A 13635-nucleotide genomic window follows, 5' to 3' on the forward strand; every position below is an offset into this window, starting at 1 on the left:
GTGTAGACAATGGCTATCCGTAAGTACAAGCCGACGACGCCGGGCCGACGTGGCTCGAGTGTCGCTGACTTCGCCGAGATCACCCGGTCCACGCCGGAGAAGTCGCTGCTGGCTCCGTTGCCGAAGAAGGGCGGGCGTAACGCCCACGGCCGGATCACCACGCGGCACCACGGTGGCGGTCACAAGCGCCAGTACCGTCTGATCGACTTCAAGCGGGTCGACAAGGACGGCGTGCCGGCGAAGGTCGCTCACATCGAGTACGACCCGAACCGCACGGCGCGTATCGCGCTGCTGCACTACGCCGACGGCGAGAAGCGGTACATCATCGCGCCGAAGGACATGAAGCAGGGCGACCGCGTCGAGTCCGGCCCGGGCGCCGACATCAAGCCGGGTAACAACCTTCCGCTGCGCAACATCCCGGTCGGTACCACGATCCACAACGTGGAGCTGCGTCCGGGTGGCGGGGCCAAGCTGGCCCGTTCCGCAGGCGTCGGCATCCAGCTGCTCGGCCGCGAGGGCGCGTACGCGACCCTGCGTATGCCGTCCGGTGAGATCCGGCGTGTGGATGTGCGCTGCCGCGCCAGCGTCGGCGAGATCGGCAACGCCGACCAGTCGAACATCAACTGGGGTAAGGCCGGCCGGATGCGGTGGAAGGGCAAGCGCCCGACCGTCCGTGGTGTCGCCATGAACCCGGTCGACCACCCGCACGGTGGTGGTGAGGGTAAGACCTCCGGTGGTCGCCACCCGGTCAACCCGCAGGGTAAGCCCGAGGGCCGCACCCGCCGTAAGGGCCAGCCGAGTGACCGGCTGATCGTCCGCCGCCGCTACGCCACGCGTAAGCGCGGCTGAGGGAGATAAGACATGCCTCGCAGCCTGAAGAAGGGCCCGTTCGTAGACGACCACCTGCTCAAGAAGGTGGAAGTTCAGAACGACAAGGGCTCCAAGAACGTGATCAAGACCTGGTCGCGGCGCTCGACGATCATCCCGGAGATGCTGGGGCACACGATCGCCGTGCATGACGGACGCAAGCACGTCCCGGTGTTCGTGACCGAGGCGATGGTCGGGCACAAGCTCGGCGAGTTCGCGCTGACCCGCACGTTCAAGGGTCACGAGAAGGACGACCGGAAGAGCCGTCGGCGCTGACGCCGCGGGCATACGGATAGAGGGAACAAGGGGTTACAGCGATGCCAGGAAAGGGCGACGCTCCGGTGCTTCCGGGCGCGCGGGCGGTTGCGCGGCACGTGCGCATCTCGCCGATGAAGGCGCGCCGGGTGGTCAACCTCGTCCGCGGCCTGCCCGCGAAGGAGGCGCTAACGGTGCTGCAGTTCGCGCCGCAGGCTGCGAGCGAGCAGGTGTACAAGGTGCTCGCTAGCGCGATCGCCAACGCGGAGAACAACGAGCGGCTGGACCCCGACGCGCTGCTCGTCAGCGAGGCCTTCGTGGACGAGGGCCCGACGATGAAGCGGTTCCAGCCGCGGGCGCAGGGTCGGGCGTACCGAATCCGCAAGCGCACCTGCCACATCACCGTGGCGGTCGAAGCGGTCGCGCCGGCAGCGCCGAGGAAGGCCGCGGCGAAGAAGGCCGCCCCGGCCACGGAGGCCGCACCGGCCGAAGCGCAGAGCAAGACGGAGGACGCCGAGTAATGGGTCAGAAGGTTCACCCCACTGGGTTCCGGCTCGGCATCTCGACCGACTGGAAGTCCCGCTGGTTCGCGGACAAGCTCTACAAGGACTACATCGGCGAGGATGTCAAGATCCGCCGCATGATGTCTAAGGGCCTCGAGCGTGCCGGGATTTCCAAGGTCGACATCGAGCGCACCCGCGACCGGGTCCGGGTCGACATCCACACCGCCCGGCCGGGCATCGTCATCGGCCGTAAGGGTGCGGAGGCCGACCGGATCCGCGGAGAGCTTGAGAAGCTCACCGGCAAGCAGGTTCAGCTGAACATCATCGAGGTGAAGAACCCCGAGTCGGACGCTCAGCTGGTCGCGCAGGGCGTGGCCGAGCAGCTGTCCAGCCGGGTCAGCTTCCGTCGGGCGATGCGCAAGGCCATGCAGTCGGCGATGAAGAACCCGGTCTGCAAGGGCATCCGGGTTCAGGTCTCGGGTCGCCTCGGCGGCGCCGAGATGAGCCGGACCGAGTTCTACCGTGAGGGCCGGGTTCCGCTGCACACGCTGCGGGCCAACATCGAGTACGGCTTCTTCGAGGCCCGTACCACGTTCGGTCGGATCGGTGTGAAGGTCTGGATCTACAAGGGCGACGCCGTCCCGGGCCGGGAGGCTCCGGCCGAGGCCGGTCCGTCCCGCCCGCGTCGTGGTGAGCGCGGCGACCGTCCCGAGCGTCCGCGCCGTGGCCGGTCGGGTTCGTCCGGCACCACGGCTGGTGGCACCGAGGCCGGTCGGGCTGCTGCGACCACCATCGCGCAGCAGGCCGAGACGCCGAGCGGCGAGCCGGTGGACAGCGCAGCTGTCGCCGCCACTGCTGCTCCGGCAGAAACGCAGCAGGAGGGCTGACAGATGCTGATGCCGCGCAAGCCCCCGAAGGGCTTCCGCAAGCCGCACCACCCGGACCGCAGTGGCGCGTCCAAGGGTGGTAACCGGGTGGTGTTCGGCGAGTTCGGGATCCAGGCTCTCGAGCCGGCGTACGTGACGAACCGGCAAATCGAGTCGGCACGTATCGCGATGACTCGCCACATCAAGCGTGGTGGCAAGGTCTGGATCACGATCTTCCCGGACCAGGCCCTCACCAAGAAGCCTGCCGAGACCCGGATGGGTTCCGGTAAGGGTTCGCCCGAGTGGTGGGTCGCCAACGTCAAGCCGGGGCGGGTTCTCTTCGAGATGTCCTTCCCCAACGAGCAGACCGCGCGAGAGGCCATGCGTCGCGCGATCCACAAGCTCCCGATGAAGTGCCGCATTGTTACGCGCGAAGTGGGTGAATCCTGATGGCAGCGGGCGTTAAGGCGACCGAGCTGCGTGAGCTCTCCGAAGAGGAGCTGGTCACGAAGCTGCGGGAGGCCAAGGCGGAGCTGTTCAACCTCCGCGTGCAGGCCGCAACCGGGCAGCTGGACAACAACCGGCGGTTGCAGGTCATCCGTCGGGAGATCGCCCGGATCTACACGATCATGCGTGAGCGCGAGCTGGGGCTCTCGGCCGCGCCGACTGAGGTGACTGCATCATGACCGAAGAGACCGCCACCGCCGCCGCGCGGTCGCGCCGCAAGGTCCGCGAGGGCCTGGTGATCAGCGACAAGATGGACAAGACCGTCGTTGTCGAGGTCGAGGACCGGGTTCGGCACGCGCTGTACGGCAAGATCATGCGCCGTACGGCCAAGCTGAAGGTGCACGACGAGCAGAACGCCGCTGGCACCGGTGACCGGGTTCTCATCATGGAGACCCGGCCGCTGAGCGCCACCAAGCGTTGGCGGATCGTGGAGATCCTGGAAAAGGCCAAGTAGCGAAGGCTCGAGCTCGCCCGGCGTTGCGTCGGGCGTAGGTTCCGCCAGGCTCCGGCCGCTACGGCGGCCGGAGAACCGGCAGACATAGGAGATAGACGTGATTCAGCAGGAGTCGCGACTGCGCGTCGCCGACAACACGGGTGCTCGGGAGATCCTGTGCATCCGGGTTCTCGGCGGCTCGGGTCGGCGCTACGCGAGCATCGGCGACGTCATCGTGGCCACGGTCAAGGACGCGATCCCGGGTGCCGGTGTGAAGAAGGGCGACGTCGTCAAGGCTGTCGTCGTTCGCACGGCCAAGGAGAGGCGTCGTCCGGACGGCTCGTACATCCGCTTCGACGAGAACGCCGCCGTCATCATCAAGGACGGCGGGGACCCGCGTGGAACCCGTATCTTCGGCCCGGTGGGCCGGGAGCTGCGGGACAAGCGGTTCATGAAGATTATTTCCCTCGCGCCGGAGGTGTTGTGACCGTGAAGGTCAAGAAGGGCGACACGGTCGTCGTCATCGCCGGCAAGGACAAGGGTGCCAAGGGCAAGGTCATTCAGGCCTACCCGCGGCAGGACAAGGTCCTGGTCGAGGGCGTGAACCGGGTCAAGAAGCACACTCGCATCAGCACCACCCAGCGTGGCGCCAAGACCGGCGGCATCGTCACTCAGGAGGCCCCGATCCACGTCTCGAACGTGCAGGTCCTGGACTCCGACGGCAAGCCGACCCGCGTCGGTTACCGGATCGACGACAACGGCCAGAAGGTCCGCATCGCGCGTAGCACCGGTAAGGACCTGTGATGACCACGGCTACCGAAAAGACCCTGCCGCGCCTCAAGGAGCGGTACCGCAACGAGATCGTGGCCCAGCTGCGTGAGCAGCACAGCTACGGCAACCCCATGCAGGTGCCGCGGCTGGTCAAGATCGTCGTCAACATGGGTGTCGGCGAGGCTGCTCGCGACGCCAAGCTGATCGACGGCGCGGTCCGCGACCTCGCCACGATCACCGGCCAGAAGCCGCAGGTGCGGCGGGCGACCAAGTCCATCGCGCAGTTCAAGCTCCGCGAGGGCATGCCGATCGGTGCGAAGGTCACCCTTCGCGGCGACCGGATGTGGGAGTTCCTGGACCGGCTGCTGTCCATCTCGCTGCCGCGTATCCGCGACTTCCGCGGCCTCGACGGGCGCAAGCTGGACGGGCACGGCAACTACACGTTCGGTCTGACCGAGCAGTCGGTGTTCCACGAGATCGACCAGGACCGGATCGATCGCCAGCGGGGCATGGACATCACGGTGGTCACGACCGCCACGACCGACGACGAGGGCCGGGCGCTGCTCAAGCTCCTGGGCTTCCCGTTCAAGGAGAACTGAGATGGCCAAGAAGGCGCTGATCATCAAGGCGGCCGCGAAGCCGAAGTTCTCGGTTCGCGCGTACACCCGCTGCCAGCGGTGCGGGCGTCCGAAGGCGGTCTACCGCAAGTTCGGGCTCTGCCGGGTCTGCATCCGGGAGATGGCTCACCGCGGTGAGCTGCCGGGCGTGTCCAAGGCTTCCTGGTAAGGGCGACCGCGTCCCGGCCGTCGGCCGGGAACTCCTGCACCGATTAGGTATTGCTCTTCGCCGTAGGCCCGGGGCTGATGCCCCGGGAACCCCGGCGAGAAAGGCTGACGAAATCCATGACGATGACCGACCCGATCGCAGACATGCTCACGCGTCTGCGTAACGCCAACCAGGCGTACCACGATCAGGTGAAGATGCCCTACTCCAAGATCAAGGCGAACATCGCCGAGGTCCTGAAGGCCGAGGGTTACATCGCCACTTGGTCGGTCGAGGAGCCCGAGGAGGGCGCCGTCGGCAAGCGACTGGTCGTCGAGCTGAAGTACGGCCAGAACCGCGAGCGGAGCCTGGCCGGCATCAAGCGCGTGTCCAAGCCCGGTCTCCGGGTGTACGCCAAGTCGGACGGGCTCCCGCGGGTGCTCGGTGGGCTGGGCGTGGCGATCATTTCGACGTCCCAGGGGCTGCTGACCGACCGGCAGGCCCGCAAGCGGAGTGTTGGCGGGGAAGTCCTCGCCTTCGTCTGGTAACGGGAGACAGGTAGAAATGTCGCGAATTGGACGTAAGTCGATCCCGGTACCAGCCGGCGTCGACATCACGATCGACGGGCAGACCGTCAAGGTCAAGGGCCCCAAGGGCCAGCTCCAGCACACCCTCGCCGAGCCGATCACGATCGAGCGCGCCGAGGATGGGCAGCTGAGCGTCAACCGGCCGAACGACGAGCGCAAGGCCAAGGAACTCCACGGCCTGAGCCGTACGCTGGTTGCCAACATGATCGTCGGGGTCACCGAGGGCTACCGCAAGAGCCTGGAGATCGCCGGCACCGGTTACCGGGTCACCGCCAAGGGTTCGGACCTCGAGTTCGCGCTCGGGTTCTCCCACCCGGTGGTCGTCCCCGCCCCGGCGGGCATCACCTTCACGGTGGAGCGGCCGACCCTGTTCCACGTGGCTGGCATCGACAAGCAGCAGGTCGGTGAGGTCGCCGCCAACATCCGGAAGATCCGCCCGCCGGAGCCCTACAAGGGCAAGGGCGTCAAGTACCAGGGCGAGGTCATCCGCCGCAAGGCTGGAAAGGCAGGTAAGAAGTGAGCGCCACGCTGCTCAAGCGCCGCCGCGGTGTCGCCGCCAAGCGCGCCGTTGGGCGTGCGCGTCGACACTTCCGCGTCCGCAAGAACGTCACCGGTACGGCCGAGCGTCCGCGCCTGGTCGTCACCCGCTCGCTGCGGCACATGGTCGCCCAGGTCGTCGACGACACCAAGGGTCACACCCTGGCGTCGGCGTCGACCCTGGACGCCTCGCTGCGCGGTGCGGAGGGCGACAAGAGCGCCCTCGCTGGCAAGGTGGGCGCGCTGCTCGCCGAGCGGGCCAAGGCCGCCGGCGTCTCCAAGGTCGTCTTCGACCGCGGTGGCAACCGGTACGCGGGGCGAGTAGCCGCGCTTGCCGACGCCGCCCGCGAAGCCGGGCTCGAGTTCTAACAACCCCGTCACGAGAGATAAGGAAGGCTGCTGATGCCAGGTCAACAGCGCCGTGGCGGCGGGTCCGGTGGCAACGAGGGTGGTCGCCGCGACAACCGCCGTGAGGGCGGCCGCGGAAACGCGCCCGTCGAGAAGACCCCGCACCTTGAGCGGGTCGTCGCGATCAACCGCGTCGCCAAGGTCGTGAAGGGTGGTCGTCGCTTCAGCTTCACCGCCCTGGTGATCGTGGGCGACGGCGACGGCACGGTCGGCGTGGGCTACGGAAAGGCCAAGGAGGTGCCCGCGGCCATCGCCAAGGGCGTCGAGGAGGCGAAGAAGCACTTCTTCAAGGTTCCGCGGATCGGTCAGTCGATCCCGCACCCGGTGACGGGTGAGGACGCCGCTGGCGTGGTGCTGCTCAAGCCGGCCTCGGCCGGTACGGGTGTCATCGCCGGTGGACCGGTGCGTGCCGTGCTGGAGTGCGCCGGGATCCACGACGTGCTCTCCAAGAGCCTCGGCTCGTCGAACCCGATCAACATCGTGCACGCCACCGTGGCGGCCCTGAAGGGGCTTGAGTCCCCCGAGCAGGTCGCGGCGCGTCGTGGTCTGCCGGTGGAGGACGTCGCGCCGGCCGCCATGCTGGCGTCGCGTGCGGGGGTGGCGCACTGATGGCACGCCTGAAGGTCACCCAGCTCCGGTCCGGTATCGGGACCAAGCACAACCAGCGTGAGTCGCTGCGTTCGCTCGGTCTCAAGCGGATCAACGACGTGGTGGTCAAGGAGGACCGGCCCGAGATCCGCGGCATGATCTTCACTGTGAGCCACCTCGTGAAGGTCGAGGAGGTCGAGTAATGACGATCAAGGTGCATCACCTGCGCCCGGCGCCCGGTTCCAAGACCGCGAAGACCCGTGTGGGTCGCGGTGAGGGTTCCAAGGGCAAGACCGCTGGTCGCGGTACCAAGGGCTCCAAGGCCCGCAAGAACATCTCGGCGGCGTTCGAGGGTGGGCAGATGCCCATCCACATGCGCCTGCCGAAGATGAAGGGCTTCAAGAACAAGTTCAAGGTGGTCTTCCAGGTGGTCAACCTGGACCGACTCGCTGAGCTGTTCCCGAACGGTGGTCAGGTCGGCCCGCTGGAGCTGGTTGAGTCCGGCGCGGTCCGCAAGGGTCACCCGGTCAAGGTCCTCGGCACCGGGGATCTCGGCGGTGTGGCGCTCCAGGTGTCTGCGCACGCGTTCAGTGCGTCGGCCAAGGAGAAGATCGCTGCCGCCGGTGGCTCCGTCACCGAGCTGTAAGGCGTACGACCATGGCGCCCGTCCAGTTGAGAGCAACTGGCGGGCGCCATGGTCTGCCTGGGGCCTGAGCGCCCGGTAATATCGGAATCGATTTATGTAGTCGGGCGCATCTGCCCGGACCGGGGTGAGGCTGTTAGAGTCCCATCCCAGCCATGGATTGCGGGCACTCGCCCGTGATCCACCCCGACCCGCCAGGGATCACCGGCGGCCCGCCTCGCGCAGGAGGAAGAAGTTGCTGTCCGCCTTTCTCAGTGCGTTCCGTACGCCTGACCTGCGCAAGAAGCTGCTGTTCACAGTAGGCATCATCGCGGTCTACCGGCTGGGTGCAACGCTCCCCAGCCCGGGCGTCTCGTACGGCAACGTGCAGAAGTGCCTCGACACCATCCAGGGTGACACCACCGGGGTGGTGAACCTGCTCAACCTCTTCTCCGGCGGAGCGCTGCTACAGCTCTCGGTCTTCGCGCTGGGCATCATGCCCTACATCACCGCGTCGATCATCCTGCAGCTGCTGACCGTCGTGATCCCCCGCCTGGAGCAGCTCCGCAAGGAGGGCCAGGCCGGTCAGGCGAAGATCACCCAGTACACGCGCTACCTGACCCTCGGTCTCGGTGTGCTGCAGGCCTCGGCGTTCGTGGCCCTGGCCCGCTCGGGCCAGCTGTTCCAGAACCGCTGCGACCAGTTCCCGATCATCCCCACCGGCACCGGCATCCCGGACTGGCTGACCCTGGCCATCCTGGTGATGACGATGACCGCCGGCACCGGCATGGTCATGTGGCTCGGTGAGCTGATCACCGACCGCGGCGTCGGCAACGGCATGTCCGTCCTGATCTTCACCTCGATCGCGGCGCGGCTGCCCAGCGAGGGCTGGCAGATCAAGACCAGCAAGGGCTGGGACATGTTCGCCCTGGTCATCGCGCTGGTCCTGGTGGTCATCACCGCGGTCACCTTCATCGAGCAGGCGCAGCGCCGGATCCCGGTGCAGTACGCCAAGCGGATGATCGGCCGGCGGATGTACGGCGGCACCTCGACCTACATCCCGCTCAAGGTGAACCAGGCGGGTGTGATCCCGGTCATCTTCGGGTCGTCGCTGCTCTACCTGCCGCAGTTGGCGCTGCAGTTCTTCGACCAGACCGACCCGGGCAAGACCCAGTCGTGGATCCAGAACAACCTGGTCAACCCGAGCAGCCCGATCTACATCTCGGTCTACTTCCTGCTGATCATCTTCTTCACGTACTTCTACGTCTCGATCACGTTCAACCCGACCGAGGTCGCGGACAACATGAAGAAGTACGGCGGTTTCGTGCCGGGCATCCGCCCGGGCAAGCCGACCGCCGACTACCTCGACTTCATCCTCAGCCGGATCACCCTGCCGGGCGCGCTCTACCTCGGCGTCATCTCGATCCTGCCGAACTTCTTCTTCATCTGGCTGGACAACCAGCAGTACCAGAACTTCCCGTTCGGCGGCACCGCTGTGCTCATCATGGTCGGCGTCGGTCTGGAGACCGTGAAGCAGATCGAGAGCCAACTCATGCAGCGGAACTACGAAGGGTTCCTGCGGTAGATGAGACTCGTTCTGGTTGGCCCGCCGGGCGCGGGCAAGGGCACACAGGCCGAGTTCATCGCCGCGCACCTCTCGGTGCCGAAGATTTCGACCGGAGACATCTTCCGGTCGAACGTCACCCAGGGCACGCCGCTCGGTGTCGAGGCGAAGCGGTACATGGACGCGGGCGAGCTGGTCCCGGACGAGGTCACCATCAACATGGTCCGGGACCGGCTGGCCGAGCCCGACGCCAGCGAGGGTTTCCTACTCGACGGCTTCCCGCGGACGACTCCGCAGGCGGCCGCTCTGGACAAGCTCCTCGCCGATCTGGGCACCGCCCTGGATCTGGTCCTGGAGCTGGTCGTGGACGACGACGAGGTGATCCGGCGGCTCTCCGGTCGGCGTACCTGCCGGGGCTGCGGCAAGATCTGGCACGTCGAGTTCGACGCCACCACCCGGCCCGGCGTCTGTGACAGGTGCGGCGCCGAGCTGTTCCAGCGCGACGACGACAAGCCGGAGACGATCGCCACGCGGCTTCGTGAATACAGCGAGAAGACCGCACCCCTGGTCGACTACTACGGCGCTCAGGGCAAGCTGGTCGGGATCGACGCCACCGGGCCGGTGGAGGACGTCACCACCCGGGCCATCGACGCGTTGCGGTCGTACGGCGGCTGAGGTCCGGCCGGGCCGCGGCGGATAGAGTGCGAACAGCGGGGTACGCGTTATGTGCCCCGCTGTTCGGCAACGAAAGGTAACCGCTCCATGCGTCGTCCCCAGCTGGACATCCAGCTGAAGACCCCTGACCAGATCGAGAAGATGCGGGCCGCCGGACTGGTGGTGGCCGAGGCGCTGCGCCGGATGCGGGAGGCTGTCGCCCCCGGTGTGAGCACCGCCGATCTGGACGCCATCGCCGAGGCGACCATCCGTGAGGCGGGCGGCGTTCCGTCGTTCAAGGGCTACCACGGCTTTCCGGCGTCGATCTGCTCCTCGGTCAACGAGCAGATCGTGCACGCCATCCCGTCGCCGAAGCAGGTGCTTGAGGCCGGTGACCTGATCTCCATCGACTGCGGCGCGGTGCTGGACGGCTGGCACGGCGACTCCGCGATCACCGTCGGGGTCGGTGACGTCGACCCGGCGCTGCTGAAGATGGCCGAGGTCGCCGAGGACGCGATGTGGGCCGGCATTGCCGCCGCCGCACGTGGCGCGGCCAGCGGCAAGGGCCGCCTCACCGACATCTCGCACGCCGTGGAGACCGCCGTCCGCAAGGGCGGCCGGTACGGCATCGTCGACGGCTACGGCGGGCACGGCATCGGCACCGAGATGCACCAGGACCCGCACGTGCTCAACCACGGCCGACCGGGCAAGGGTCCGCGACTGGTCCCCGGCATGGCGCTGGCCATCGAGCCGATGATCACGATGGCGTCCCCGCGTACTGTCGAGTTGTCCGACGGCTGGACGGTGGTCACCCGCGACGGCTCGGTGGCGGCGCACGTCGAGCATTCGATGGCTCTGCTGCCCGACGGGGTCTGGGTGCTGACCGCGTTCGACGGCGGCCGGGCCCGCCTGGGCGACCTGGTAACAGCCCGCCAACCCGCAGCCACCAAAACCCCCTGACCCCACCCCCTCGGCCCCCTCGGCCCCCTTGGCCCCTCGGCCCATCCCGGTCGATCATGAAGTTATTGCCAGCCTCACCGGCGTGTCAGGGCCATAACTTCATGATCAACCAAGGTGAGGGGTCGGGCAGACTGGCGCGACGGTGGCATGCTTGCCGGCATGGACGGGCGCGACGGGATGCGAGCCGCGGACTCGGACCGTGCGGCGGTGGCCGACCGGTTGCGGGTCGCCCTCGAAGAGGGCCGACTGGATCTGCACGAGTACGACGAGCGGTTGCAGCGGGCCTACGCGGCACGCACGTACGCCGACCTTGATGTCCTGCTCACCGACCTGCCGCCGGTGACGCCAGCGCAGCGGTCGGGCCTGGCGCCGGCCGCGGGGTCGACGGTGAGCCCGCTGGGTGACCAGCTCGGTCCGGCACCCACCGGGGGCGTCACGGCCCGCTGGTTGGCCGAGGTGTGGTTCCCGTACCTGCGGGTGATCGCCATCGTGGTGACCATCTGGGCGGTGACGTCGCTGCTGAGCCAGGACCTGCTCTACTTCTGGCCGGGCTGGGTGGCGGGGCCGTGGGGCGCGGTGCTGGTGGTCCGCACGGTCGGCGGCCTGGCCGCGAAGGAGCCCCAGCGCCAGGCCGTCAATCGCCAACGCCGTCGGGAGCGCAAGCAGGCAAAACGAGCCCTCAGGCCGAACAACCCCCCACCAACCCCCTAACCCGCCCCGCCGACCCCGGACCCCGACGCCCCCCGGGACCCCGCCCCGACCCGCCCCCGGACCCCGCCGCCCGGCCCGGCCCCCCGGACCCGGTCCCGGCCCTCGGACCCCACCCCTGGACCCCCGGACTCCGCCCCCTCGGGCCCGGCCCGCGCCCCCGGGCGGCCCCCGTTGATCATGAAATCATTGCCGCCGGCTCCGGCGTGTCGTGGCAATAACTTCATGATCAACGGAGATGGGGGTGGGGGTATTTGGGGCGGCGCGCGGGGTGGTGGGTGGTCGGTTTGGCGGGGGACCGCGGGCCGGCGTACACTTTCAGATCGGCGCACAGCGTCCACTCCGGCATGCCCACCCTGCGCTTCGGTGGGAGCTGGAGCCGCGGCTGGCGCGGGCTTCTGATTCTGATCAGATTTCCGTGTAAGACGTTGTGGGCCGCCCGGAGCAATCGACGTCAGGACAGCGGAGGACATGCCGAAAAAAGACGGAGCCATTGAGATCGAGGGTCGGGTCATCGAGCCCCTGCCGAACGCCATGTTCCGGGTGGAGCTCGCGAACGGCCACAAGGTGTTGGCTCACATCAGCGGCAAGATGCGGCAGCACTACATCCGCATCCTTCCGGAGGACCGGGTCGTCGTCGAACTCTCGCCGTACGACCTGACCCGCGGGCGCATCGTCTACCGCTACAAGTAGTCCTGACGACGGCCGGGAAGTCCCGTGTCCGTCTTCGACGTCCGGTGTCGCGCAGAGCGCGTCCCCGGGCCAGATGGGAAGTAAGGCAACCGTGAAGGTCAAGCCGAGCGTCAAGAGGATCTGCAACAAGTGCCGGGTTATCCGCCGGCACGGCCGGGTCATGGTCATCTGCAGCGACCCGCGCCACAAGCAGCGCCAGGGCTGACTCAGCCCGTCCCGGCCGGAACACGGCCGGGTGGCGTTGGCCAGGCAGATCCCCAGCGACACACACATCACACATGCTCGTCCCAGCCGCGAGCGGTACGCCAGACGTACCTCTGCGTGGCTGACCCCCGGTCGGAGGCCGGGGCCCGCTCGGGCAGCGACCGATCCCGGTCGCCGGCGCTCACCGCGTCGGAAGGACGGGACGGCCGGTAGCGGGGTGGGACGGGTCCACACCTCCGCCACACATCACGAGGAGTACGCCCGCACATGGCACGTCTAGTCGGCGTGGATCTCCCCCGCGAAAAGCGGTTGGAGATCGCGCTCACCTACATCTTCGGGGTCGGTCGCACCCGCGCCCTGGAGACACTCGCCGCCACCGGCATCTCGCCGGACAAGCGCGCTCGGGACCTCACGGACGAGGAGCTCGTGCAGCTCCGCGATCACATCGAGGGCAACTACAAGGTTGAAGGCGACCTGCGCCGCGAGGTCGCCGCTGACATCCGCCGCAAGGTTGAGATCGGCTGCTACGCCGGCATCCGGCACCGCCGGGGCCTGCCCGTGCGTGGCCAGCGGACCAAGACCAATGCCCGGACCCGCAAGGGCCCGAAGCGGACCGTCGCCGGCAAGAAGAAGCCCGGCAAGAAGTAGTTCTTAACCGGATGACGGGGTCGGCCGCCACCGAGGTGGGCCAGGCCGCAACCCAATCCGGAAAGTCAACTAGGAGCGCACAGACTTATGCCACCGAAGGCTCGTGCCGGAGCCGCTGTAAAGAAGGTCCGGCGCAAGGAACGCAAGAACGTCGCCCACGGGCAGGCGCACATCAAGAGCACCTTCAACAACACCATCGTGTCCATCACGGACCCGACCGGTGCGGTCATCTCCTGGGCCTCCGCTGGCCAGGTGGGCTTCAAGGGCTCCCGCAAGTCGACTCCGTTCGCCGCTCAGCTGGCCGCCGAGGCCGCCGCGCGTCGGGCCATGGAGCACGGCATGCGCAAGGTCGACGTGTTCGTCAAGGGCCCCGGCTCCGGCCGGGAGACCGCGATCCGTTCGCTGCAGGCCGTCGGGCTGGAGGTCGGCCAGATCGCCGACGTCACCCCGCAGCCGCACAACGGATGCCGTCCGCCTAAGCGTCGTCGGGTCTGAGAG

General features: G+C 67.8%; 25 protein-coding genes. All 25 read left to right on the forward strand.

Annotation, left to right across the window (positions count from 1 at the left end):
• Positions 1-9 precede the first annotated feature (9 nt).
• The 25 genes from rplB to rpsK all read left to right on the forward strand — a co-directional run bounded on the left by rplB (position 10) and on the right by rpsK (position 13632).
• Positions 10-849 carry a 50S ribosomal protein L2 gene (gene rplB, locus ABZU74_RS25645; protein WP_088950237.1) on the forward strand — a complete coding sequence of 280 codons (840 nt, stop codon included), beginning with the start codon at positions 10-12 and terminating at the stop codon, positions 847-849.
• A 12-nt stretch (positions 850-861) separates the two neighbouring features.
• Positions 862-1143 carry a 30S ribosomal protein S19 gene (gene rpsS, locus ABZU74_RS25650; RefSeq protein WP_007465299.1) on the forward strand — a complete coding sequence of 94 codons (282 nt, stop codon included), beginning with the start codon at positions 862-864 and terminating at the stop codon, positions 1141-1143.
• A gap of 41 nt (positions 1144-1184) precedes the next feature.
• Positions 1185-1643, forward strand: coding sequence for a 50S ribosomal protein L22 (gene rplV, locus ABZU74_RS25655; protein WP_007465297.1), 459 nt, complete (start codon positions 1185-1187; stop codon positions 1641-1643).
• Positions 1643-2512 (forward strand): 30S ribosomal protein S3, encoded by an 870-nt coding sequence (gene rpsC, locus ABZU74_RS25660; protein WP_091402401.1) that lies wholly within the window; start codon positions 1643-1645, stop codon positions 2510-2512. Before rplV ends, rpsC begins: the two co-directional genes overlap by 1 nt.
• 3 nt (positions 2513-2515) lie before the next feature.
• Positions 2516-2941: a 50S ribosomal protein L16 gene (gene rplP, locus ABZU74_RS25665; protein ID WP_053653940.1), complete on the forward strand. Its 426-nt coding sequence runs from the start codon at positions 2516-2518 to the stop codon at positions 2939-2941.
• Positions 2941-3177 carry a 50S ribosomal protein L29 gene (gene rpmC, locus ABZU74_RS25670; protein ID WP_007465283.1) on the forward strand — a complete coding sequence of 79 codons (237 nt, stop codon included), beginning with the start codon at positions 2941-2943 and terminating at the stop codon, positions 3175-3177. The genes rplP and rpmC overlap by 1 nt, the downstream gene beginning before the upstream one ends.
• Entirely contained in the window at positions 3174-3452 is a 279-nt protein-coding gene (gene rpsQ / locus ABZU74_RS25675) for a 30S ribosomal protein S17 (RefSeq protein ID WP_030489590.1), read from the forward strand. The genes rpmC and rpsQ overlap by 4 nt, the downstream gene beginning before the upstream one ends.
• A gap of 97 nt (positions 3453-3549) precedes the next feature.
• Positions 3550-3918: a 50S ribosomal protein L14 gene (rplN, locus tag ABZU74_RS25680; protein WP_007465279.1), complete on the forward strand. Its 369-nt coding sequence runs from the start codon at positions 3550-3552 to the stop codon at positions 3916-3918.
• Complete coding sequence (gene rplX, locus ABZU74_RS25685) at positions 3915-4235, forward strand: 50S ribosomal protein L24 (RefSeq protein ID WP_172899047.1); 321 nt, start codon at positions 3915-3917, stop codon at positions 4233-4235. The genes rplN and rplX overlap by 4 nt, the downstream gene beginning before the upstream one ends.
• Positions 4235-4801, forward strand: coding sequence for a 50S ribosomal protein L5 (rplE, locus tag ABZU74_RS25690; RefSeq protein WP_354944330.1), 567 nt, complete (start codon positions 4235-4237; stop codon positions 4799-4801). Before rplX ends, rplE begins: the two co-directional genes overlap by 1 nt.
• A 1-nt stretch (position 4802) precedes the next feature.
• Positions 4803-4988 carry a type Z 30S ribosomal protein S14 gene (locus ABZU74_RS25695; RefSeq protein WP_007465272.1) on the forward strand — a complete coding sequence of 62 codons (186 nt, stop codon included), beginning with the start codon at positions 4803-4805 and terminating at the stop codon, positions 4986-4988.
• A 116-nt stretch (positions 4989-5104) separates the two neighbouring features.
• Positions 5105-5512, forward strand: coding sequence for a 30S ribosomal protein S8 (gene rpsH, locus ABZU74_RS25700; RefSeq protein WP_007465270.1), 408 nt, complete (start codon positions 5105-5107; stop codon positions 5510-5512).
• Positions 5513-5528: 16 nt separating this feature from the next.
• Positions 5529-6071 carry a 50S ribosomal protein L6 gene (rplF, locus tag ABZU74_RS25705; RefSeq protein WP_124860508.1) on the forward strand — a complete coding sequence of 181 codons (543 nt, stop codon included), beginning with the start codon at positions 5529-5531 and terminating at the stop codon, positions 6069-6071.
• Positions 6068-6457: a 50S ribosomal protein L18 gene (rplR, locus tag ABZU74_RS25710; protein ID WP_203148342.1), complete on the forward strand. Its 390-nt coding sequence runs from the start codon at positions 6068-6070 to the stop codon at positions 6455-6457. The genes rplF and rplR overlap by 4 nt, the downstream gene beginning before the upstream one ends.
• Positions 6458-6490: 33 nt before the next feature.
• Positions 6491-7105: a 30S ribosomal protein S5 gene (gene rpsE, locus ABZU74_RS25715; RefSeq protein WP_074314587.1), complete on the forward strand. Its 615-nt coding sequence runs from the start codon at positions 6491-6493 to the stop codon at positions 7103-7105.
• Positions 7105-7287: a 50S ribosomal protein L30 gene (gene rpmD, locus ABZU74_RS25720; RefSeq protein ID WP_007465262.1), complete on the forward strand. Its 183-nt coding sequence runs from the start codon at positions 7105-7107 to the stop codon at positions 7285-7287. Before rpsE ends, rpmD begins: the two co-directional genes overlap by 1 nt.
• The gene (gene rplO, locus ABZU74_RS25725; protein ID WP_030329906.1) at positions 7287-7730 is read left to right on the forward strand and encodes a 50S ribosomal protein L15; all 444 of its coding nucleotides are present in this window, start codon (positions 7287-7289) and stop codon (positions 7728-7730) included. The genes rpmD and rplO overlap by 1 nt, the downstream gene beginning before the upstream one ends.
• Before the next feature lie 232 nt (positions 7731-7962).
• A complete protein-coding gene (gene secY, locus ABZU74_RS25730) occupies positions 7963-9291 on the forward strand; it encodes a preprotein translocase subunit SecY (RefSeq protein WP_112584818.1) in 1329 nt (442 codons plus the stop codon).
• A complete protein-coding gene (locus ABZU74_RS25735; protein ID WP_203148345.1) occupies positions 9292-9945 on the forward strand; it encodes an adenylate kinase in 654 nt (217 codons plus the stop codon).
• Between the two features lie 87 nt (positions 9946-10032).
• Positions 10033-10884, forward strand: a complete 852-nt coding sequence (gene map / locus ABZU74_RS25740; RefSeq protein WP_355428682.1) for a type I methionyl aminopeptidase — start codon at positions 10033-10035, stop codon at positions 10882-10884.
• Positions 10885-11043: 159 nt separating this feature from the next.
• Entirely contained in the window at positions 11044-11595 is a 552-nt protein-coding gene (locus ABZU74_RS25745; RefSeq protein WP_355428770.1) for a DUF1707 domain-containing protein, read from the forward strand.
• 468 nt (positions 11596-12063) lie between these two features.
• Positions 12064-12285, forward strand: a complete 222-nt coding sequence (gene infA / locus ABZU74_RS25750; protein WP_007073013.1) for a translation initiation factor IF-1 — start codon at positions 12064-12066, stop codon at positions 12283-12285.
• 91 nt (positions 12286-12376) lie between these two features.
• Positions 12377-12490, forward strand: coding sequence for a 50S ribosomal protein L36 (gene rpmJ, locus ABZU74_RS25755; protein WP_043965539.1), 114 nt, complete (start codon positions 12377-12379; stop codon positions 12488-12490).
• A 266-nt stretch (positions 12491-12756) separates the two neighbouring features.
• On the forward strand, positions 12757-13137 hold the full coding sequence (gene rpsM / locus ABZU74_RS25760; RefSeq protein WP_030329917.1) for a 30S ribosomal protein S13: 381 nt from the start codon (positions 12757-12759) through the stop codon (positions 13135-13137).
• 87 nt (positions 13138-13224) lie between these two features.
• Positions 13225-13632 (forward strand): 30S ribosomal protein S11, encoded by a 408-nt coding sequence (gene rpsK / locus ABZU74_RS25765; RefSeq protein WP_030329919.1) that lies wholly within the window; start codon positions 13225-13227, stop codon positions 13630-13632.
• Positions 13633-13635: the final 3 nt, after the last annotated feature.

The organism is Micromonospora sp. NPDC005171 (genome assembly GCF_040608575.1).
Lineage (GTDB): Bacteria > Actinomycetota > Actinomycetes > Mycobacteriales > Micromonosporaceae > Micromonospora.

Excerpts from the sequence above, each read along its gene's own strand:
- infA (WP_007073013.1), top strand. The coding sequence starts at position 12,064 with ATGCCGAAAAAAGACGGAGCCATTGAGATCGAGGGTCGGGTCATCGAG.
- ABZU74_RS25745 (WP_355428770.1), top strand. The coding sequence starts at position 11,044 with ATGGACGGGCGCGACGGGATGCGAGCCGCGGACTCGGACCGTGCGGCG.
- rplB (WP_088950237.1), top strand. The coding sequence starts at position 10 with ATGGCTATCCGTAAGTACAAGCCGACGACGCCGGGCCGACGTGGCTCG.
- rpsS (WP_007465299.1), top strand. The coding sequence starts at position 862 with ATGCCTCGCAGCCTGAAGAAGGGCCCGTTCGTAGACGACCACCTGCTC.
- rpsK (WP_030329919.1), top strand. The coding sequence starts at position 13,225 with ATGCCACCGAAGGCTCGTGCCGGAGCCGCTGTAAAGAAGGTCCGGCGC.
- rpsE (WP_074314587.1), top strand. The coding sequence starts at position 6,491 with ATGCCAGGTCAACAGCGCCGTGGCGGCGGGTCCGGTGGCAACGAGGGT.
- rpsM (WP_030329917.1), top strand. The coding sequence starts at position 12,757 with ATGGCACGTCTAGTCGGCGTGGATCTCCCCCGCGAAAAGCGGTTGGAG.
- ABZU74_RS25695 (WP_007465272.1), top strand. The coding sequence starts at position 4,803 with ATGGCCAAGAAGGCGCTGATCATCAAGGCGGCCGCGAAGCCGAAGTTC.
- rplF (WP_124860508.1), top strand. The coding sequence starts at position 5,529 with ATGTCGCGAATTGGACGTAAGTCGATCCCGGTACCAGCCGGCGTCGAC.
- map (WP_355428682.1), top strand. The coding sequence starts at position 10,033 with ATGCGTCGTCCCCAGCTGGACATCCAGCTGAAGACCCCTGACCAGATC.
- rpsC (WP_091402401.1), top strand. The coding sequence starts at position 1,643 with ATGGGTCAGAAGGTTCACCCCACTGGGTTCCGGCTCGGCATCTCGACC.
- rpsQ (WP_030489590.1), top strand. The coding sequence starts at position 3,174 with ATGACCGAAGAGACCGCCACCGCCGCCGCGCGGTCGCGCCGCAAGGTC.
- rpmD (WP_007465262.1), top strand. The coding sequence starts at position 7,105 with ATGGCACGCCTGAAGGTCACCCAGCTCCGGTCCGGTATCGGGACCAAG.
- rplV (WP_007465297.1), top strand. The coding sequence starts at position 1,185 with ATGCCAGGAAAGGGCGACGCTCCGGTGCTTCCGGGCGCGCGGGCGGTT.
- rplP (WP_053653940.1), top strand. The coding sequence starts at position 2,516 with ATGCTGATGCCGCGCAAGCCCCCGAAGGGCTTCCGCAAGCCGCACCAC.
- ABZU74_RS25735 (WP_203148345.1), top strand. The coding sequence starts at position 9,292 with ATGAGACTCGTTCTGGTTGGCCCGCCGGGCGCGGGCAAGGGCACACAG.
- rplO (WP_030329906.1), top strand. The coding sequence starts at position 7,287 with ATGACGATCAAGGTGCATCACCTGCGCCCGGCGCCCGGTTCCAAGACC.
- rpsH (WP_007465270.1), top strand. The coding sequence starts at position 5,105 with ATGACGATGACCGACCCGATCGCAGACATGCTCACGCGTCTGCGTAAC.
- rplE (WP_354944330.1), top strand. The coding sequence starts at position 4,235 with ATGACCACGGCTACCGAAAAGACCCTGCCGCGCCTCAAGGAGCGGTAC.
- rpmC (WP_007465283.1), top strand. The coding sequence starts at position 2,941 with ATGGCAGCGGGCGTTAAGGCGACCGAGCTGCGTGAGCTCTCCGAAGAG.